The following is a 19,939-nucleotide window of genomic DNA, read 5'->3' as shown; positions in this document are numbered from 1 at the left end:
CTTCAACGCCGGCCAGGACTGCACGGCCGCCACCCGCGTCCTGGTCCACGCGTCCGTCCACGACGAGTTCGTCACCGCGCTCGCCAAGGCGGCGGCCGACACGAAGACCGGTCTGCCGGACGACGAGGACGTGCTCTACGGCCCGCTCAACAACGCCAACCAGCTGGCGCAGGTCAGCGGCTTCATCGAGCGGCTCCCCGCGCACGCCAAGGTCGAGTCGGGAGGCCACCGCGTCGGCGACACGGGCTACTTCTACGCCCCGACCGTCGTCTCCGGCCTCCGCCAGGACGACGAGATCATCCAGCAGGAGGTCTTCGGGCCCGTCATCACCGTCCAGTCCTTCACGGACGAGGCCCAGGCCGTGGAGTTCGCCAACGGCGTCGAGTACGCCCTGGCCTCCTCGGTGTGGACCAAGGACCACTCCCGTGCGATGCGGATGTCCAAGAACCTCGACTTCGGCTGCGTGTGGATCAACACCCACATCCCGCTGGTCGCCGAGATGCCCCACGGCGGATTCAAGAAGTCCGGCTACGGCAAGGACCTCTCCGCCTACGGCTTCGAGGACTACACCCGCATCAAGCACGTCATGACCTCGCTCGACGGCTGAGCGCTCACGCGTCCCCGACGGCCCCGGGCTCCCGTGCCCGGGGCCGTCGGCGTGCTCCGTGCCGCTCCGGCGCGCCACCCCAGGCCCGGGACGCCCGGTGCCATCGACAGGGTGTGCGCAACAGGGCGCCGCCGCTGGACGGTTGGTCCATTGTCCGCAGACGCGCCGGGACGACATGCTGCGCGGGTGCGCACGTTCACGGACCACCTCATGTCCCGCCGTTCCCTCCTGCGAGCCCTCGGGGCCGGGGCGGCCGGTGCCGCTCTGGCCGGCTGCGGCGTGCCCGCCGCCTATGTGGAGCCGGGCGACCGCGCGGGCCGCGACAGCTCGGACACCGACCGCTCCCTGCACTTCGCCAACTGGCCCCTCTACATCGACACCGACGACGAGGACGGGGCGAAGCGGCCCACGCTCGACGCGTTCTCACGCCGGACGGGGATCTCCGTCACCTACACCGAGGAGATCAACGACAACGACGAGTTCTTCGGGAAGATCAGCCCGGCGCTGATGAACCACCAGTCGACGGGCCGGGACCTCGTCGTCATCAGCGACTGGATGGCCGCCCGGTTCGTACGGCTCGGCTGGGTGCAGGAGATGGACCGGTCGCGGCAGCCGAACGTCACCAGGTATCTGGATCCGCAGCTGAGTTCGCCGGCCTTCGACCGCGGGCGGCTGCACAGCGTGCCCTGGCAGTCAGGGATCACCGGTATCGCGTACAACCGGAAGCGGCTCGGCCGGGACATCCGGCGTACCGGCGAGCTCTGGGCGGACGACCTGCGCGGCAGGGTGACGCTGCTCTCCGGCCTGGACGAGGCGTTCGCCCTGCTGATGCAGGGCAACGGTGTGGACATCACCCGCTGGACCGCCGACGACTTCCACGAGATGTGCGAGCAGGTCGAGAAGCGTGTGAGGTCGCACCACATCCGCCGCTTCACCGGCAACGACTACATCAAGGACCTGTCCAACGGCGATGTCCTCGCCTGCCAGGCCTACTCCGGGGACGTCATCCAGCTCCAGGCCGACAACCCGGACATCGAGTTCGTGGTGCCCGAGGAGGGAGCGGAACTCTGGTCGGAGTCCCTGATGATCCCCAACCTCGCCGGCCACAAGCGCAACGCGGAGAAGCTCGTCGACCACTACTACGAGCCGGAGGTCGCCGCGGAGCTGGCCACCTGGGTCAACTACGTCTGCCCGGTGCCGGCCGCGCGCGAGGTCCTGGCCTCCTCCAAGGACGAGGAGACCGCCGCGCTCGCCGAGGACCCGCTGATCTTCCCGGACGAGGCCATGCGGTCACGGCTGGCCATCGCCCGCGACATCACCTCCGAGGAGCGCGTCGGGTTCGCGAAGAAGTGGAACTCCGTCGTCGGACTGTGACGCGGCGAGGCGGCGGTCCGGGGGTCACGCGTCCGCCCCTCCCGGGGCTCGTCCCGGCGCGGGAGGGGCGGGGGACCGGTACCGACCCCTCTTTTTGAACGTGTTCATGATGGGCGTACGCTGCGGGGCATGAGCGAGCGAGCCCTGTTGCGGCGCATACGCGTGTGGTTGGTCGTCTTCATCGTCTGTCTGGTGCTCAGCGGGCTGACCGCCTTCCCGCTGGTCACCGAAGTCCACTGGGCCGAGGACCTGTTGAACTCCTCGGCCTCTCCCGTCCCCGAGCACTTCCCGGCCCTGACGGAATGGATCGCCCGGGTCGGGACCGGCCTCGACGAGGCCGACGCGAACTACCCCTTCGTGCTGTACGGCACCGACTGGCTGGCCTTCGCCCACCTCGTCATCGCGGTCGCCTTCTACGGCCCCTACCGCGATCCGGTCCGCAACATCTGGGTCGTCGAATTCGGCATGATCGCGTGTGCGGGCATCATCCCGCTCGCCCTGATCTGCGGACCGATCCGGGACATCCCCTTCTGGTGGACCGTCATCGACATGTCCTTCGGGGTCTTCGGGGTCATCCCCCTGCTCGTCGTCCGCCGCATGATCAAGCGGCTGGAGGCGGCGTCGGCCGTGCCGGCGTGAGACTCACCCCGGCCGACGGTTCCGGAGGCCGGGGCGTCATGGCTTCCTGCCCACCGCGCCGAACTGGGCGACCTCCGGGTTCTGGCGGACGGGGGCAGCCCGCCAGCGGGAGCAGGACACGACGCCCGGATCCAGGATCTCCAGGCCGTCGAGGAACGAGGCGAACTCGGAGCGGCTGCGGGCGGTGATCGGCGGCGTGGCGTTCTCGTTCCAGAAGCGCATCGCGGCCTCGTTGCCCTCGCCGCCCAGCTCCAGCGTGGGATGGGTGAGCACCAGATGGCTGCCCGACGGCAGGGCTCCCATCAGCGTCGTCACGATGCCCCGCGCCTCGTCGGTGTCCAGGACGAAGTTCAGGATGCCCAGCATCATCACCGCGACCGGACGCCGCAGGTCGAGGGTCCGGCCGGCCACGTGCAGGATCCGCTCGGGATCCCGGGCGTCCGCGTCGACGTACTCGGTGGCGCCCTCGGGCGAACTGGTCAGCAGGGAGCGCGCGTGGGCCAGGACGATCGGGTCGTTGTCGACGTAGACGACCCGCGCGTCGGGCGCGGTGTGCTGGGCGACCTCGTGGGTGTTGTCCGCGGTCGGCAGCCCGGTGCCTATGTCCAGGAACTGGCCGATCCCCGCGTCACCGGCCAGATGGCGCACCACTCTGCCCAGGAACGCCCGGTCGGCGCGGGCCACCTCCCCGATGCTGGGATACATGCCGGTGACCCGGTCGCCCACCGCACGGTCGACGGGGTAGTGGTCGCCCCCGCCCAACCAGTAGTTCCACACCCGTGCGTTGTGGGCGATGTCGGCACGGACACGGGAGGGTGCGGTACGGGGACCGGGCTCGGTCACGTCGGCTCCTGGGATCACGGACGGTACGGAACGCCCATGATGCCGGACCGATCAAGAGGAGTCGCCCGGAGCGTAGTTGGCCAGCTGGGTCCGGAGCGCATCGATCCGGTTGGTGGTGATCGAGTCGACGCCGTACGCCAGGAGCCGCCGCATCGTGCGCCGGGTGTCCACCGTCCAGGCGGAGACCAGCAGCCCGTCGGCGTGTACACGGTCGGCCAGCTCACGGCTCAGCAGCCCGAAGCGGTAGTTCAGCCAGCGGGGCCGGACGGCTTCGAGCAGCACCGCCCGCGGCGGTGCGAGCGTCGTCCAGGTCAGCGCGATCTCGGCGGACGGATCGGCCGCGCGCACCCTCAGCATCGCGTGCGTGTCCGCGCAGTAGTACACGCGATCCCGCGCTCCGCACTCCCGCACGACCCCGACGATCTCCCGTACGGACGCGTCGGTCGCGCCGGGAAGGTCGAGCATGATCCGGCGGTCGCCGGCGGCGGACAGTGCCTCGCGGAGCGTGGGCACCCCGCCACCGGTCAGTTCACCCAGCCGCCGGTGGTCCAGCCGGTCGAGGCGGCTGTCATGGCCCCACAGGCGTTCCAGCGTGGAGTCGTGGAGCAGCACCGGCACCCGGTCGCGGGTGACGCGGACATCGATCTCGACCGCGTCCGCCCCTCGGTCCACGGCGGAGCGGACCGAGGGGAGCGTGTTCTCGCGGGCACGGTAGGGGTCGCCGCGGTGGGCCACGGCCGTGACGGTGGTGGTCATGGGGACATTGTGACCGGAGTGGTCACCGGCCCGGTGCCGCAAGCCAGTTCGTCGTGTACGTGTCGATCTCGGCGGCCAGCGTCCGCTTGCCGGCGGCGTCGAGGAACGAGGCCTCCACCGCGTTCTTCGCCAGATCGGCCAGGCCGCGTTCGTCAAGGCCGAGCAGGCGGGCCGCCACCCCGTACTCGTTGTTGAGGTCGGTGCCGAACATGGGAGGGTCGTCGCTGTTCACCGTGACGAGGACGCCTGCCGCGACCATCTCCTTGATCGGGTGCCGGTCGAGGTCCGTGACCGCCCGGGTGGCGATGTTCGACGTCGGGCAGACCTCCAGGGCGATGCGGTGCTCGGCGAGGTGGGCCAGGAGCTTCGGATCCTGGGTGGAGCTGGTGCCGTGCCCGATGCGCTCCGCGCGCAGCGCGGTGAGCGCGTCCCAGACGGTCCCCGGGCCAGTGGTCTCCCCGGCGTGCGGCACGGAGTGCAGGCCCTCGGCGATCGCCCGGTCGAAGTAGGGCTTGAACTGCGGGCGGTCCACCCCGACCTCGGGCCCGCCCAGGCCGAAGGAGACCAGCCCCTCGGGCCGCAGGTCGACGGCGAGCCGCGTCGTCTCCTCGGCGGCCTCGAGACCGGCCTCACCAGGAATGTCGAAGCACCAGCGCAGGAGGACGCCGAGCTCGGCCTCCGCGGCCCTGCGGGCGTCCTCGATGGCCTCCATGAACCCCTGTTCAGGGATCCCCCGCCGGGTCGAGCTGAACGGGGTGACGGTCAGCTCCGCGTACCGGATGTTCTGCCGCGCCATGTCACGGGCGACCTCGAAGGTCAGCAGCCGGACGTCCTCAGGGGTGCGGACCAGGTCCACCACCGAGAGGTAGACGTCGATGAAGTGCCCGAAGTCGGTGAAGGTGAAGAAGTCCGACACCGCCTCCGGGTCCGTGGGAACCTTGGAGTCGGGGTGGTGGGCGGCGAGTTCGGCCACGATGCGGGGCGACGCCGATCCGACGTGGTGGACGTGCAGCTCGGCCTTGGGCAGCCCCGCGATGAAGGGGCGCAGGTCGTTCATCGGATACTCCCGGATCTCGTCTCTCGGCCGGGCGCACCGGCTGGTGACGTTCATCGTAGGCGGGGCCCTGCGGCCGTGAACCGGGCCGTAGCATGGCGGGACCACGATGGGGGAGGCCCATGTCAGACAACACACAGCAGCCAGGGGGCGGGGGCGCGGCGCGCGATCCGTGGGCTCCGCCGGAGAACAGGATCGATCTGGGCAAGCAGCCCACGGACGCCGTCCCGCCGGCCGTGCACGACCAGCCGACGATGACGTCGATGCCGAACGCCGACGGGAGCTCCGGTCCCCTGCCCGGACCGGCCGGGTCCTTCGGCCCGCAGCAGCCGCCGGTTCCCGCGCCGCCGGTCGGGCCGAACGGACCGGGGCAGCCCGGCCAGTACGGATACCCGGCCGCTCCTGCGGCGCCCTCGGCGTCGTACGGATACCCGGCCGCTCCGGCAACGCCCTCGGCGTCGTACGGCTACCCCGGATACCCCGGCTACGGAGGCCAGCAGCCCTGGGGCCCGGCGCCCGCGAACGGGCTGGGTATCGCGGCGATGGTCCTCGGGATCATCGCGGTGGTCGGCTTCTGCATGTGGGGGTTCGGCATCATCCTGGGGATCCTCGCCCTGATCTTCGGCATCATCGGCCGGGGCCGCGCCCAGCGCGGCGAGGCGACCAACGGGGGCATGGCCCTCGCCGGGATCATTCTGGGCTCGATCTCGATCGTCATCAGCGCGGTCTTCCTCGGGTTCCTGATCTGGACCGTCGCCAATGACGAGTCCGACAGCGGCTACGACTACGACCCGTACGCGACGTCACTGGTCGTCGGCGCCTCGCGCTGACCCGCGTCACGGCGGTCCGGGCCCGGGGACGCGAGTCCCCGGGCCCGGACCGCCGCGTCACTCCGCGCGCAGCCGCTCCCGCGCCTGCATGAGCGCGAAGCCCAGCAGGTTCAGACCGCGCCAGGACGCCGGGTCCCCGGCGCGCGGATCGTCCTTGGCGAGACCGATGCCCCATATGCGGTCCAGCGGGCTGGCCTCGACGAGGACGCGCTCGCCCGTGCCCAGCAAGTACGCCCGCAGCGCCGGGTCCTGGCCGAACTTGTGGACGCTGCCCGCGACGACCAGGGCGAACCGCTCCCGCGCCCACAGGGCGTCGTCGAAGCCCCTGACCAGCCGGCCCACCTTCTTCGCCACCGCGGGACTGCCCGCCGCCACGGCCAGGGCCTCCGCCTCCGAGTCCCCGAAGAGCCGCGCCTTGCCCGCCATCATCCAGTGCTCGGCCGACGCGTAGGTCACCGTTGCGACCGTGAACGGAGCCGGCCACCACTGGCTGAGGCAGCTCTCCCCGAGGCTGCCGTCCGGGCGGGGCCGGTGTCCCCAGAACGGCAGGTACTTCACGCGCTCACCGCGTGCCGCACGCGCCAGCAGCGCGTCCATGTGTTCCTGTCCCATGACAGCCGAGTCTGGCATCCGCCACTGACAGCAGGTATGGGGATTTCCTCGTTCACGCGACACATCGTCGACAGATTCCGTTGCGTAACCAAAAGGAAACAACGGAATCACTTGTTGGTGGAGGGTCCCTCTGTCAGGATCGGCACTCAATTCGCTAAGAAGCTACGCCGCCCCCGGTCAGGGGGACGGCGGAGGAGAGCGTCACATGGGCAACGGATTCCAGGTGCAGGACCGCTTCGCCGAGGGTGCGCAGTACATCGGCGGGCAGCTGCGCCCCGGCACGTCAGGACACCACCAGGAGGTGGTGGACCCCGCCACGGGCACGACGGTGCTCCGCTACGAACTGGCGGGCACCGACGACGTCGACGCCGCCGTGGCCGCGGCCCGGGAGGCGTTCCCCGGCTGGTCGGGACTCACCCCGGGCGAACGTTCCGAGGCGCTCCACCGCTTCGCCGGCGTACTCGCCGCGCAGGCCGACGACTTCGCCCACGCCGAGTCGCTCCAGTGCGGCAAGCCCGTCAAGCTCACCACCGAGTTCGACGTCCCCGGCACGGTCGACAACGCCTCGTTCTTCGCCGGCGCGGCCCGCCACCTCGAAGGGAGGTCGGCCGCCGAGTACAGCGGCGATCACACGTCCTACGTGCGGCGGGAGGCCATCGGGGTCGTCGGCTCGATCGCACCGTGGAACTACCCGCTCCAGATGGCGGCCTGGAAGATCCTCCCGGCCGTCGCGGCAGGCAACACGATCGTGCTCAAGCCCGCCGAGATCACCCCGCTGACCTCGCTGATGTTCGCGCAGGCAGCCACGGAGGCGGGCATCCCCGACGGTGTGATCAACATCGTCTCCGGTGCGGGCCGGGACGCGGGGGAGCACCTCGTGGGCCACCCCGACGTCGTGATGACCTCCTTCACCGGCTCCACCGCGGTCGGCAAGCGCGTGGCCGAGATCGCCACCTCCACCGTCAAGCGTCTGCACCTGGAACTCGGCGGCAAGGCGCCGTTCCTCGTCTTCGACGACGCGGATCTCGACGCGGCGGTGAACGGCGCGGTCGCGGCCTCGCTCATCAACACCGGCCAGGACTGCACGGCCGCCACCCGCGCCTACGTGCAGCGCCCCCTGTACGACGCGTTCGTGAGCGGCGTGGCCGCCCTGATGGAGAGCGTGCGGCTCGGCGACCCCTTCGACCCGTCGACCGACCTGGGCCCGCTGATCAGCCACCAGCAGCGCGACCGCGTGGCCGGCTTCGTCGACCGTGCCCGCGCCTACGCCACCGTCGTCACCGGTGGCGAGGCACCCGGCGGTGACCTCGCCGCGGGCGCCTACTACCGGCCGACCCTCATCGCGGGTGCCGCCCAGGACAGCGAGGTCGTCTGCTCGGAGATCTTCGGCCCGGTCCTCGTGGTGCTGCCCTTCGACACCGACGACGAGGGGATCGCCCTCGCCAACGACACCCCGTACGGTCTCGCCGCCTCCGCCTGGAGCCGCGACCTGTACCGGGCCAACCGCGCCACCCGTGAGATCGCGGCGGGCTGCGTGTGGATCAACGACCACATCCCGATCATCAGCGAGATGCCGCACGGCGGATACAAGGCCAGTGGCTTCGGCAAGGACATGTCGTCGTACTCCTTCGAGGAGTACACGCAGGTCAAGCACGTCATGTACGACAACACCGCGGTGGCCCGGAAGGACTGGCACCGCACCGTCTTCGGGGACCGATAGAAAGCGGCCGCCGCCCGGCGGCCCCACCCACCCGGAAGGGCAACGCGTATGGAGCAGTACGAGCCCGAGCGCCTCTCCGCGCCCCAGCTTGCCGCCATGAGGCGCAGTCTCACGAACGGCAGGGGTGCCCTCACCCGCCGTTCGCTCCTGAGGGCGTCGGGCACGGGCGCCCTCGCGCTGGGGGGCCTCGGCGCCCTGAGCGCCTGCGGCATCCCGCCCGCTCAACGGGAGGGTGACGCGGCGGCGGCCTCCGACGACCACTCCGCGGCGGAGAAGCAGATCAACTTCTCCAACTGGACCGAGTACATGGACGTCAGCGAGGACGAGAAGAGCCGTCCGACGCTGGACGCGTTCACGAAACGCACCGGGATCAAGGTCAAGTACACCGAGGACATCAACGACAACGTCGAGTTCTTCGGGAAGATCAAGCCGCAGCTCGCGGCGGGCCAGGACACCGGCCGCGACCTCATCATCGTGACGGACTGGCTCGCCGCCCGCATCATCCGGCTGGGCTGGGCGCAGAAGCTCGACCACGCGAACCTCCCGCACGCCTTCGCGAACCTGTCGCCCCAGTTCCGTACCCCCGACTGGGACCCCGGACGCGCCTACTCCTATCCCTGGACCGGCATCCCGACCGTCATCGCCTACAACGAGAAGGCGACCGGCGGCCGCAAGGTCGACTCCATCACCCAGCTGCTCGACGACCCGAAGCTCAAGGGGAAGGTCTCCTTCCTCTCCGAGATGCGCGACTCGGTCGGCATGACGCTCCTGGACATGGGCAAGGACCCGGGCTCCTTCACCGACGCCGACTACGACGCCGCCATAGGCCGGCTCCAGAAGGGCGTCGACAAGAAGCAGATACGCCGCTTCACCGGCAACGACTACACCGCCGACCTCAGCAAGGGCGACATCGCGGCCTGCGTGGCCTGGGCCGGTGACATCATCCAGCTCCAGGCCGACAACCCGGACATCAAGTTCGCCATCCCGTCCGCCGGTTACATCACCTCGAGCGACAACATGCTGGTCCCGGCCAAGGCGCGGCACAAGACCAACGCCGAGAAGCTCATGGACTACTACTACGAGCTCCCGGTCGCCGCCCAGCTCGCCGCCTACATCAACTACGTCTGTCCCGTGGACGGGGTAGGCACGGAGCTCGCGAAGATCGACGCGTCCATGGCCTCCAACACGCTGATCCTCCCGGACAGGGCGATGGCCGCGAAGTCACGTGCCTTCCGCTCCCTCAGCTCCGAGGAAGAGACGGCGTACGAAGAGAAGTTCGCCAAGCTCATCGGCGCCTGAACCCCCGCCTCCCCTCCCGATCTCCCCCGACACCACTGGGACCGCGACCCATGACACAGCAGCAGACAGCGGGCGGCGACGTCCGACTCACCGGGATCAGCAAGACCTACGGCTCCTTCACCGCAGTGCACCCCCTCGACCTGACCGTCCCGGAGGGCTCCTTCTTCGCCCTGCTCGGCGCGTCCGGCTGCGGCAAGACCACCACCCTGCGGATGATCGCCGGCCTGGAGGAGGCGACCACCGGCACCGTCTCGCTGGGCGGCCGCGACATCACCGGCCTGCCCCCGTACAAGAGGCCCGTCAACACCGTCTTCCAGAGTTACGCGCTCTTCCCGCACCTCGACGTCAGCGAGAACATCGCCTTCGGGCTCCGCCGGCGCGGCATCAAGTCCGTGAAGAAGCAGGTCGGCGAGATGCTGGACCTCGTCCAGCTCGGCGACTTCGCCCACCGCAAGCCGCACCAGCTCTCCGGCGGGCAGCAGCAGCGCGTCGCCGTGGCCCGCGCGCTCATCAACCACCCCCAGGTCCTCCTCCTCGACGAGCCCCTCGGCGCCCTCGACCTCAAGCTGCGCCGCCAGATGCAGCTGGAGCTCAAGCGCATCCAGACCGAGGTCGGGATCACCTTCGTCCACGTCACGCACGACCAGGAGGAGGCCATGACCATGGCCGACACCGTCGCGGTGATGAACGGCGGCCGGGTCGAGCAGCTCGGCGCACCCGCGGACCTCTACGAGAACCCGCGCAGCACGTTCGTCGCGAACTTCCTCGGCACCTCCAACCTCATCGGCGGCGAGATCGTCTCCACCGGCGGCGAGATCGTCGTCGAGGCGGGCGGCGGGAAGCTCACCCTGCCGAGCGAGCGGTGCCAGGCGCCGGCCACCACCGGCGGACGTCTCCTGCTCGGCATCCGGCCCGAGAAGATCTCCCTCGCCCACGCGGACGACGCGGACGCGATAGCCGCCGGGCGCAACCGTGTCACCGGCCGCGTCGTTGACTCCAGCTTCATCGGCGTCTCGACCCAGTACGTCGTGGAGAGCCCGGCCGGAAAGACCCTCCAGGTGTACGAGCAGAACGTCGACCGGCGCGAGGGCCTCCTCCCCGGCTCCGAGGTCGTCCTGCACTGGAACCCCGCCCACACCTTCGGGCTCGACGCGGACCAGGACATCGACGCCGGCGCCGCGAGCGTGGAGGACGCGGCGTGAGCCTCACCGAGGCGCCGCCCGCGCCGCCCACCGGACCCGGTGAGCCGAAGCTCCGCAAGCCCTCCACCCGCAAACGGCTCGTGCCCTACTGGCTGCTGCTCCCCGGCGTCCTGTGGCTGGTCGTCTTCTTCGCCCTGCCGCTCGTCTACCAGGCGTCGACCTCGGTGCAGACCGGCTCGCTGGAGAAGGGCTTCGAGGTCACCTGGCACTTCCGGACGTACGTGGACGCACTGCGGGACTACTACCCGCAGTTCATCCGGTCCCTGCTGTACGCGGGCACCGCCACGATCCTCTGCCTGCTGCTCGGGTATCCGCTGGCGTATCTGATCGCCTTCAAGGCCGGCCGCTGGCGCAACCTGGTGCTCGTGCTGGTCATCGCCCCGTTCTTCACCAGCTTCCTGATCCGCACGCTCGCCTGGAAGACGATCCTCGCCGACGGCGGCGCTGTCGTGGACGTGCTCGGCACCCTGCACGTCCTGGACGTCACCAGCTGGCTCGGCTGGACCGAGAACAACCGCGTCCTGGCCACTCCGATGGCCGTCGTCTGCGGTCTCACGTACAACTTCCTGCCGTTCATGATCCTTCCGCTCTACACCTCCCTGGAGCGGATCGACGGACGGCTGCACGAGGCGGCGGGTGACCTCTACGCCACCCCCGCCACCACCTTCCGCAAGGTGACCTTCCCGCTCTCCATGCCCGGAGTGGTCTCGGGCACCCTGCTGACCTTCATCCCGGCCAGCGGCGACTACGTCAACGCGGAACTCCTCGGCTCCACCGACACCAAGATGGTCGGCAGCGTCATCCAGAGCCAGTTCCTGCGGGTCCTGGACTATCCGACGGCCGCCGCCCTCTCGTTCATCCTCATGGCGGTCGTCCTGCTGATGGTCACCGTCTACATCCGCCGCTCCGGTACGGAGGACCTGGTCTGATGCCCGTACTCCGATGGACACGCCGGAACCTGGTCGTGCTCGCGGGGCTGCTGACCCTCGCGTACATGATCCTGCCGAACGCCGTCGTGATGGTGTTCTCCTTCAACAAGCCGAAGGGGCGCTTCAACTACGCCTGGCGTGAGTTCTCCCTGGACGCGTGGAAGGACCCCTGCGGCGTCGCCGACATGTGCGGCTCCCTGTCCCTCTCGCTCCAGATCGCGTTCTGGGCGACGCTGGGGGCCACCGCGCTCGGCACCATGATCGCCTTCGCGCTGGTCCGCTACCGGTTCCGGGCGCGGTCCACGATCAACTCGCTGATCTTCCTGCCGATGGCCATGCCCGAAGTCGTCATGGCGGCCTCGCTGCTCACGCTCTTCCTCAACATGGGTGCCCGGCTCGGCTTCTGGACCATCCTGATCGCCCACATCATGTTCTGCCTGAGCTTCGTGGTGACGGCGGTCAAGGCACGGGTGATGTCGATGGACCCGAGGCTGGAGGAAGCGTCCCGCGACCTCTACGCGGGCCCCGTCCAGACATTCGTCCGGGTGACCCTCCCGATCGCCGCGCCCGGCATCGCCGCGGGAGCGCTTCTCGCCTTCGCGCTCTCCTTCGACGATTTCATCATCACCAATTTCAACGCGGGCTCCACGGTCACCTTCCCCATGTTCGTCTGGGGATCGGCCCAGCGTGGAACCCCTGTGCAGATCAACGTCATCGGCACGGCCATGTTCGTCATCGCCGTGGCGGTGGTTCTCGCCGGTCAGCTCATAGCCAACCGGCGGAAGAACAATGCGGGAAGATAGAACCCGAAGGAGTTGGAAACCATGGCCCCGGATGCCATGCGTACCGCAGCACGATCACTGTCCGACACGCGCCCCGTGTCCTACTGGCTCGACGACCCGGCAAGGCCCCCGGCACTCCCGTCCCTGACCGGGGACGAGCACTGCGACCTCCTGGTCGTCGGCGGCGGCTACAGCGGGCTGTGGACCGCGCTGCTGGCCAAGGAGAGGGACCCCGGGCGCGACGTCGTCCTGATCGAGGGCGACGAGGTGGGATGGGCCGCCTCGGGCCGCAACGGCGGCTTCTGCGCGGCTTCCCTGACCCACGGCCTGGCCAACGGCCTTGAGCGCTGGCCGGACGAGATCGGCACGCTGGAGGAGCTCGGGGGGAGGAACCTCGACGCCATCGAGGAGGCCGTCGCCCGCTACGGCATCGACTGCGAGTTCGAGCGGACCGGTGAGATCGACGTCGCGACCCAGCCCCATCAGCTCCAGGAGCTGCGGGAATGGCACGAGGAGATGCAGAAGCTCGGCATCACCGGCGTGGAGTTCCTCGACCGCGACGCCGTGCGCGCCCAGGTCGACTCGCCCACCTTCCTCGGCGGCCTCTGGGACCGGCGCGGCGTCGCCATGCTGCACCCGGCCAAGCTCGCCTGGGGTCTCAAGCGGGCCTGTCTGGACCTCGGCGTGCGGATCTACGAGCACACCCGGGGCCTGGACCTCGCCCGCTCGGGCCCCGGCACGGCGGTCCGCACCCCCTACGGCCGGGTCTTCGCCGGCCGGGTCGCGCTCGGGACCAACGTCTTCCCCTCGCTGGTCAAGCGTGTCCGGTCGTACACCGTGCCGGTCTACGACTACGCCCTGATGACCGAGCCGCTCACCCCGGAGCAACTCGCCTCCATCGGCTGGAAGGGCCGCCAGGGGCTCGGTGACACCGCGAATCAGTTCCACTACTTCCGGATGTCCGCGGACAACCGGATCCTGTGGGGCGGATACGACGCGATCTATCCGTACGGGGGCCGCCTCGATGCCGATCTGGACCAGCGGCCCGAGACGTTCCTGAAGCTCGCCGGACAGTTCTTCGAGTGTTTCCCGCAGCTCTCCGGGCTGAGTTTCTCGCATGCCTGGGGCGGTGCGATCGACACCTGCTCCCGATTCACCGCGTTCTTCGGGACGGCCCACCGGGGCCGCGTCGCGTACGCCGCCGGATACACGGGCCTGGGCGTCGGCTCCACCCGGTTCGGTGCGGAGGTGATGCTCGACCTGCTCTCCGGCGAGGAGACCGAGCGGACCCGGCTGGAGATGGTCAGGTCCAAGCCGATGCCGTTCCCGCCGGAGCCCTTCGCCTGGGCCGGGATCGAGATCACCAAGCGGTCCCTCGCCCGTGCCGACAGCAACGGCGGACGCCGCAACCTGTGGCTGAAGGCCATGGACGGGCTGGGCCTCGGCTTCGACAGCTGACCGCCCGGTGACGCAGGTCACCGGAGACGGATGCCCGAACCCGCGTCATGATCCGCTCCCCGCGCGCTCTCTCCCGTGAACACACCGGCAGAACCCTGCCGGTGTCCACGGGGAGAGGGAGGCAGTCCATGGCCGGCACGGGGGCGAAAGCCGCGGTCGCATGGCTCGTATCGGTGGCACCGGATCCGGGTGCCTGCCGCAGGGAGTGGGAGCGCAATCCGCAGGGGATGGCGCTCCTTCCGGCGGGGAAACGGTGGGACGTGCTGATCGTCCCGAGTGAGCTCGGCTATCCGACGCTCGATGTCCTCACGCGTCTCGTCGACCGGCCGGGGCCCGTTCTCGCGGACTTCGGTGAGGCCCGGATGGGCTTCTTCGTCCCCCCGGGGACCGCGGCCCGCTGGGTCGGGACGGGCATCAGGGGCGTCGGCCGGGGGACGTGGATCGTCGTCCCCCGGCCGGGCAGCACCGTGGGCGGGGTGCGATGGCTGATCCCGCCGGACGGCTCCGGCACACTCACCGACGCGACCCTCCTGGAGCTGGCACTGCACGAGGCGGCGGCGGTCCGAGGCACGCGTGGAGAAGGGGGGTGAGCCGCCGTCAGAGGTCTTGACAACCTGATTGGTCTGGACCATGTTGTGCGCGGACGGCTCAATTCCCCCCTTGCACGGAGGCAGTTGTGGAACGTAGCGGACCATCCGTGAGACCTTCCGGACTCATCGCCGCATTCTCGGCGGCCCTTCTCGCCGCGGGCGCCCTCGTCGCCACGGCGCCCGCGGCCGCCGCGGCCGACGCCGACCTCGCCCGCAACGGCGGCTTCGAGGCGGGCCTGGACGGCTGGTCCTGCTCCGGCGGCAGCGGAGTCGCCGTCAGCGCACCCGTCCACGGCGGGACCTCGGCGCTGAAGGCGACACCGGCCGGCAGCGACAACGCCCGCTGCTCCCAGACGGTGACCGTGAAACCCGGCTCCACCTACACGCTCGGCGCCTGGGTGCAGGGAACCTACGTCTACCTCGGGGCGTCCGGCACCGGCACGACCGACGTCTCCACCTGGACCCAGTCCGCCGGTGCGTACCAGAAGCTCACGACCACCTTCAGGACCGGCCCCTCGACGACCTCCGTGACGGTCTACACCCACGGCTGGTACGGCACTCCGGCCTACTACGCCGACGACCTGTCCCTGACGGGCCCCGGAGGCGACCCCGTCGCCGTGCCGGCCGCCCCGACGGGGCTCAAGGCCGGCACCCCCACCGCCTCCTCCGTCCCCCTGTCCTGGACCGCCTCCGCCGGCGCCACCGGCTACCGCGTCTACCGGTCCGGTACGAAGGTCCTCGACACCACGGGGACCTCGGCGACCGTGACCGGGCTGGCGGCGTCGTCCGCGCACAGCTTCCAGGTCACCGCCGTCAACGCGGCGGGCGAGTCACCGAAGTCGGCCGCAGTGAACATCACCACGGCGGCGGGCGGCGGCGGTGGAGGGAGCGACGCGGGTCTTCCGGCCCACGCGCTCGTCGGCTACCTCCACTCCAGCTTCGCCAACGGTTCCGGCTACACCCGGATGGCCGACGTGCCCGACTCGTGGGACGTCATCAACCTGGCCTTCGGCGAGCCCACCTCCGTCACCTCCGGCGACATCCGCTTCTCGCTCTGCCCGGTCGCCGAGTGCCCGGGCGTGGAGAGCGAGGCGGAGTTCAAGGCGGCCATCAAGGCCAAGCAGGCCGCGGGCAGGAAGGTGCTGATCTCGATCGGCGGCCAGAACGGCCAGGTGCAGCTCGCCTCGACCGCGGCCCGCGACACCTTCGTCACCTCCGTCAGCAAGATCATCGACACCTACGGGCTGGACGGTCTGGACATCGACTTCGAGGGCCACTCGCTCTCGCTCGCCACGGGTGACACCGACTTCCGCAGCCCGACGACCCCGGTGATCGTCAACCTCATCTCCGCGGTGAAGACCCTCAAGGCCAAGTACGGCGACGACTTCGTTCTCACCATGGCCCCCGAGACCTTCTTCGTGCAGCTCGGCTACCAGTACTACGGCTCCGGTCCCTGGGGCGGCCAGGACCCGCGCGCCGGCGCCTACCTGCCCGTCATCCACGCCCTGCGCGACGACCTGACCCTGCTGCACGTCCAGGACTACAACTCGGGCTCGATCATGGGCCTGGACAACCAGTACCACTCGATGGGCGGCGCCGACTTCCACATCGCCATGACCGACATGCTGCTCACCGGCTTCCCCGTCGCGGGTGACCAGACCAAGGTCTTCCCGGCGCTCCGCCCCGAGCAGGTCGCCTTCGGTCTTCCCGCTTCCACCCAGGCGGGCAACGGACACACCTCGCCCGCCGAGGTCACCAAGGCGCTGAACTGCCTCACGAAGAAGACCGACTGCGGCACCTACCAGACGCACGGCACGTGGAGCGGGCTGCGCGGCCTGATGACCTGGTCCATCAACTGGGACCGCTTCAACAACTGGGAGTTCTCGAAGAACTTCGACGCCTACTTCGGAGGCTGACCGCTCCCGCCGCCCGCCCGCAGGGCGAGCAGCAGCACCCCGCTCAGGCACCAGCCGGCCACCACGTCCAGCGGCCAGTGGTAGCCGCGCAGCACCAGACCGACGCTCGTCGCCGCCGTCAGCAGGACGGCGGCGACGAGCGTCACCCATCTCCGCCGCAGGTACGGGGCCAGCAGCATGGCCGCCGCGCCGTACGCCACCATCGCCGTGGTCGTGTGGCCCGAGGGGTAGTAGCCCGTCGCCTCCGTCAGCGGTCCCTGACGGTCCGTCCACAGCTTGAGCGGGACGACGAGCGCCGGAACGGCCGCCATGGCCAGGACGGCACGGAGCGCGGCGCGCCTGGCGCGGCGGAGCCAGGCCACGACGACCGCGCACGCGAGCACGGGAACGGCGACCTGCATGTTGCCGAGGTCGGCGAAGAGATCGGCGAGAGGGGCGGGGCCGCGGCCGGCCAGCTCCAGGCCGAGCCGCTCGTCGGGACCCAGCAGGGGGCCGTCGGCCAGCACCTGCCAGGTGATCACGGCGAAGAGCGCCGCCGCCGACACGAGGGTCACAACGAGAAGAACCGGCCACCGGGGAACAGGGGGGATTGTTCCGAGGTGGCCGGTCGGATCGGTTTGCCGCGCGCCCCGGGGGGTGTGGGGCGAGCGGCCATCCGATCGGTGAGGAGTCCCGGAGCCCGAAGCTCCAGCGGTGTGCGCGATGGCACGGCCGGAACGGCGCTGGGGGAGCCCCGGCCCGGCATCACCCGCAGTCCCCTGCGGGCGGGGTGTTTCTCTCATCTGGGAAAACCGTACGTCAGAGGGAGGAGCCGCCGGAAGCGGCAACCGTAACCCGCCATGGCCCCCGCACACCTTCTTCACACGCCCTCACTCCGACGCCGGCCGCCGCTCCCGGAGCGGCGGCCGGCGTCGGCGCGGATCGAACGGATCAGATCTGGGCGAACGCCTGCTCGATGACGTCCAGGCCCTCGTTCAGCAGGTCCTCGCCGATGACGAGCGGCGGCAGGAAGCGCAGGACGTTGCCGTAGGTGCCGCACGTCAGCACCAGTACGCCCTCGGCGTGGCAGGCCTTGGCCAGGGCTCCGGCGGCGGCGGCGTCGGGCTCCTTCGTGCCCGGCTTCACCAGCTCGATCGCGATCATGGCGCCGCGGCCGCGGATGTCACCGATGATGTCGCCGTTCGGCAGCTTCGACCGCATCTCGCGGAGGCGGCCCTTCATGACCTCCTCGATGCGCTTGGCCTTCCCGTTCAGGTCCAGCTCGCGCATCGTCTCGATGGCGCCGAGCGCACCCGCGCAGGCCACCGGGTTGCCGCCGTACGTGCCGCCGAGGCCGCCCGCGTGCGCCGCGTCCATGATCTCCGCGCGGCCGGTGACGGCGGAGAGCGGGAGGCCGCCCGCGATGCCCTTGGCCGTGGTGATCAGGTCGGGCACGATGCCCTCGTCCTCGCACGCGAACCACTGGCCGGTGCGGCAGAAGCCGGACTGGATCTCGTCCGCGACGAAGACGATGCCGTTGTCCGCGGCGAACTGCGCGATCGCCGGGAGGAAGCCCTTGGCCGGCTCGATGAAGCCGCCCTCGCCGAGGACCGGCTCGATGATGATCGCGGCGACGTTCTCCGCGCCGATCTGCTTGGTGATCTCGTCGATGGCCTGCGCGGACGCCTCGGCGCCGGCGTTCTCCGCGCCGGTCGGCCAGCGGTAGCCGTACGCCACCGGCACGCGGTAGACCTCGGGGGCGAACGGGCCGAAGCCCTGCTTGTACGGCATGTTCTTCGCCGTCATGCCCATGGTGAGGTTCGTGCGGCCGTGGTACCCGTGGTCGAAGACGACGACCGCGGTGCGCTTGGTGTACGCACGGGCGATCTTCACCGCGTTCTCGACGGCCTCGGCGCCCGAGTTGAACAGCGCGGACTTCTTCGCGTGGTCGCCCGGCGTCAGCTCGGCGAGCTGCTCGCAGACCTCGACGTACCCCTCGTACGGCGTGACCATGAAGCAGGTGTGCGTGAAGTCGGCGAGCTGCGCCGAGGCGCGGCGCACGACCGCTTCGGCGGACGCGCCGACCGAGGTCACGGCGATGCCGGAGCCGAGGTCGATCAGCCGGTTGCCGTCCACGTCCTCGATGATCCCGCCGCCTGCCCGGGCGGTGAAGACCGGCAGGGTGGAACCCACGCCTGCGGCCACGGCCGCGACACGGCGGGCCTGCAGCTCCGCCGACTTCGGGCCGGGGATGGCGGTGAGGACGCGGCGCTCCTGCGGGATGTCGGACATGCGGGGCTCCTGGGGGTGTTTCGGACGCTTCTGTTTCTGCAGGCTAGGGGCGGGTGCGGGCACCGGTCATGCTCCGATCGGGAGTGGTGGGAACGTGTCCTTGTCCGCGACGGACAGATACCCCGGCAAGGCCCTTCGGCGGCGTCTTCGCCGGGCCGTGCGGCCGCATGGCTGAACTCCCCGTGCCCGGGCACTAGATTGGCCGGTGCAGAAGGCGGACCTGGCTGGTCAGGGGGCAGGGGTTCATGGACACCGAAGGCACGTACGACGCACGGGGCACGGGCGCGGACCGGGTGCCCCGCCCCGCGGGGCCACCACCCGCGGCGCCACCGCCTCCCGCGTACGCCCCGAACCCCCGGCACCCGCCGACGGGGACGGGGACGGGGGAGGACGGCGTCGGGGCATGGCTGCGCACCCCGCGCCCCGTCCGGGAACCCGGCGTATGGCGCTACGGGCACACCCCGCGCCCGCCCGAGACCCCCGAGGGTGTCTCCGACCGCTCGCTGCTGGTCGGCGCGCTCATCTCCGTGCTCAGCGGGCTGCTCCTGTGGTCCCTCTGGCGCAACGGGTACATCCCCTACCGCCTCGTCCCGCTGAAGCTGTTCACCCCCGGGGACTGGTGGTACGCCGGTACGTTCGGCGGGCCCCGGACGATCGAGGGCGCCGACGCCCTCACCGTCTACGAGGCCGTCCTCTTCGGGCTCCTGGTCTACGGATGCGGGCGCCTGGGCAACTGGACGGAGCTCTTCCGCCGCCATGTCGCCGGCCGGGGGCAGCCCTCCCTCGCCCTGGCCACCGCCGCCGCGGGAGGTCTCGCCGAACTCCTCGTGTGGAAGGACGGGGTGCCGGTCGTCCGGCCCGTCCTGATCCTCGTCGCCTCGGTCGCGGGCGGCGAGATCTACCAGAGCCAGGCCGTCGTCAACGTGATCTACACCCTGATCGCCCTCGGGGTGCTCTGGCCCTTCGCCCGGCTCGGCCGCTGGCGCCGGCTGCTCGCCGACCGGTCCGGGAAAGACACCGTCGCGGCGCCCGGCGACCCTGCCGCGCCACCCGACGT

General features: G+C 70.4%; 18 protein-coding genes and 1 pseudogene. 13 read left to right on the top strand and 6 right to left on the bottom strand.

Going from position 1 to position 19,939, the window contains the following annotated elements; translation table 11 throughout:
- The 3 genes from B9S57_RS07765 to B9S57_RS07755 form a co-directional block, all read left to right on the top strand.
- Positions 1-607, top strand: a 607-nt coding sequence (locus tag B9S57_RS07765) for an aldehyde dehydrogenase family protein (RefSeq protein ID WP_146057725.1), incomplete at its 5' end; no start/stop codon positions are given.
- A 210-nt stretch (positions 608-817) separates the two neighbouring features.
- On the top strand, positions 818-1,981 hold the full coding sequence (locus B9S57_RS07760; RefSeq protein ID WP_103514793.1) for a spermidine/putrescine ABC transporter substrate-binding protein: 1,164 nt from the start codon (positions 818-820) through the stop codon (positions 1,979-1,981).
- 129 nt (positions 1,982-2,110) lie between these two features.
- Positions 2,111-2,620: a hypothetical protein gene (locus B9S57_RS07755; RefSeq protein WP_181011269.1), complete on the top strand. Its 510-nt coding sequence runs from the start codon at positions 2,111-2,113 to the stop codon at positions 2,618-2,620.
- Positions 2,621-2,656: 36 nt separating this feature from the next.
- On the opposite strand, the gene B9S57_RS07750 is transcribed toward B9S57_RS07755, so the two are convergent.
- Genes B9S57_RS07750 through B9S57_RS07740 form a run of 3 tightly spaced genes read right to left on the bottom strand, consistent with a single transcriptional unit; the run spans position 2,657 to position 5,276 of the window.
- Complete coding sequence (locus B9S57_RS07750; protein WP_103514790.1) at positions 2,657-3,463, bottom strand: SAM-dependent methyltransferase; 807 nt, start codon at positions 3,461-3,463, stop codon at positions 2,657-2,659.
- Between the two features lie 51 nt (positions 3,464-3,514).
- Positions 3,515-4,219: a glycerophosphodiester phosphodiesterase gene (locus B9S57_RS07745; protein WP_103514792.1), complete on the bottom strand. Its 705-nt coding sequence runs from the start codon at positions 4,217-4,219 to the stop codon at positions 3,515-3,517.
- 22 nt (positions 4,220-4,241) lie between these two features.
- Complete coding sequence (locus B9S57_RS07740) at positions 4,242-5,276, bottom strand: adenosine deaminase (RefSeq protein WP_103514789.1); 1,035 nt, start codon at positions 5,274-5,276, stop codon at positions 4,242-4,244.
- 119 nt (positions 5,277-5,395) lie between these two features.
- Here B9S57_RS07740 and B9S57_RS07735 point away from each other — a divergent pair, with 119 nt between their 5' ends.
- Positions 5,396-6,103, top strand: a complete 708-nt coding sequence (locus B9S57_RS07735) for a DUF4190 domain-containing protein (protein WP_103514788.1) — start codon at positions 5,396-5,398, stop codon at positions 6,101-6,103.
- A gap of 57 nt (positions 6,104-6,160) precedes the next feature.
- Here B9S57_RS07735 and B9S57_RS07730 read toward each other — a convergent pair whose 3' ends face one another.
- Complete coding sequence (locus tag B9S57_RS07730) at positions 6,161-6,700, bottom strand: NADAR family protein (RefSeq protein ID WP_103514787.1); 540 nt, start codon at positions 6,698-6,700, stop codon at positions 6,161-6,163.
- Between the two features lie 220 nt (positions 6,701-6,920).
- On the opposite strand from B9S57_RS07730, the gene B9S57_RS07725 reads away from it, so the two are divergent.
- The 8 genes from B9S57_RS07725 to B9S57_RS07690 all read left to right on the top strand — a co-directional run bounded on the left by B9S57_RS07725 (position 6,921) and on the right by B9S57_RS07690 (position 16,611).
- Positions 6,921-8,435, top strand: a complete 1,515-nt coding sequence (locus tag B9S57_RS07725; protein WP_103514786.1) for a gamma-aminobutyraldehyde dehydrogenase — start codon at positions 6,921-6,923, stop codon at positions 8,433-8,435.
- 48 nt (positions 8,436-8,483) lie between these two features.
- Positions 8,484-9,734 (top strand): spermidine/putrescine ABC transporter substrate-binding protein, encoded by a 1,251-nt coding sequence (locus B9S57_RS07720; protein ID WP_103514785.1) that lies wholly within the window; start codon positions 8,484-8,486, stop codon positions 9,732-9,734.
- Between the two features lie 50 nt (positions 9,735-9,784).
- Positions 9,785-10,936, top strand: a complete 1,152-nt coding sequence (locus tag B9S57_RS07715; RefSeq protein ID WP_103514784.1) for an ABC transporter ATP-binding protein — start codon at positions 9,785-9,787, stop codon at positions 10,934-10,936.
- Positions 10,933-11,865, top strand: coding sequence for an ABC transporter permease (locus B9S57_RS07710; RefSeq protein WP_103514783.1), 933 nt, complete (start codon positions 10,933-10,935; stop codon positions 11,863-11,865). The genes B9S57_RS07715 and B9S57_RS07710 overlap by 4 nt, the downstream gene beginning before the upstream one ends.
- Positions 11,865-12,668, top strand: a complete 804-nt coding sequence (locus B9S57_RS07705; protein WP_103514782.1) for an ABC transporter permease — start codon at positions 11,865-11,867, stop codon at positions 12,666-12,668. Before B9S57_RS07710 ends, B9S57_RS07705 begins: the two co-directional genes overlap by 1 nt.
- A 21-nt stretch (positions 12,669-12,689) precedes the next feature.
- Positions 12,690-14,105: an FAD-binding oxidoreductase gene (locus tag B9S57_RS07700; protein ID WP_103514781.1), complete on the top strand. Its 1,416-nt coding sequence runs from the start codon at positions 12,690-12,692 to the stop codon at positions 14,103-14,105.
- Between the two features lie 128 nt (positions 14,106-14,233).
- A complete protein-coding gene (locus B9S57_RS07695; RefSeq protein WP_103514780.1) occupies positions 14,234-14,695 on the top strand; it encodes a hypothetical protein in 462 nt (153 codons plus the stop codon).
- 86 nt (positions 14,696-14,781) lie between these two features.
- A complete protein-coding gene (locus tag B9S57_RS07690; protein WP_103514779.1) occupies positions 14,782-16,611 on the top strand; it encodes a chitinase in 1,830 nt (609 codons plus the stop codon).
- On the opposite strand, the gene B9S57_RS07685 is transcribed toward B9S57_RS07690, so the two are convergent.
- Positions 16,596-17,165 carry a phosphatase PAP2 family protein gene (locus B9S57_RS07685; RefSeq protein WP_308457386.1) on the bottom strand — a complete coding sequence of 190 codons (570 nt, stop codon included), beginning with the start codon at positions 17,163-17,165 and terminating at the stop codon, positions 16,596-16,598. The two genes, B9S57_RS07690 and B9S57_RS07685, sit on opposite strands and share 16 nt — an antisense overlap.
- Before the next feature lie 376 nt (positions 17,166-17,541).
- Complete coding sequence (gene gabT / locus B9S57_RS07680) at positions 17,542-18,882, bottom strand: 4-aminobutyrate--2-oxoglutarate transaminase (RefSeq protein ID WP_103514777.1); 1,341 nt, start codon at positions 18,880-18,882, stop codon at positions 17,542-17,544.
- A 245-nt stretch (positions 18,883-19,127) separates the two neighbouring features.
- On the opposite strand from gabT, the pseudogene B9S57_RS07675 reads away from it, so the two are divergent.
- Positions 19,128-19,939 (top strand): annotated as a pseudogene (locus B9S57_RS07675) (ATP/GTP-binding protein); the annotation flags it as partial.

The sequence above is a fragment of the Streptomyces sp. SM10 genome (assembly GCF_002910915.1).
GTDB lineage: Bacteria > Actinomycetota > Actinomycetes > Streptomycetales > Streptomycetaceae > Streptomyces.
This window is presented reverse-complemented; position numbering and strand designations above follow the sequence as displayed.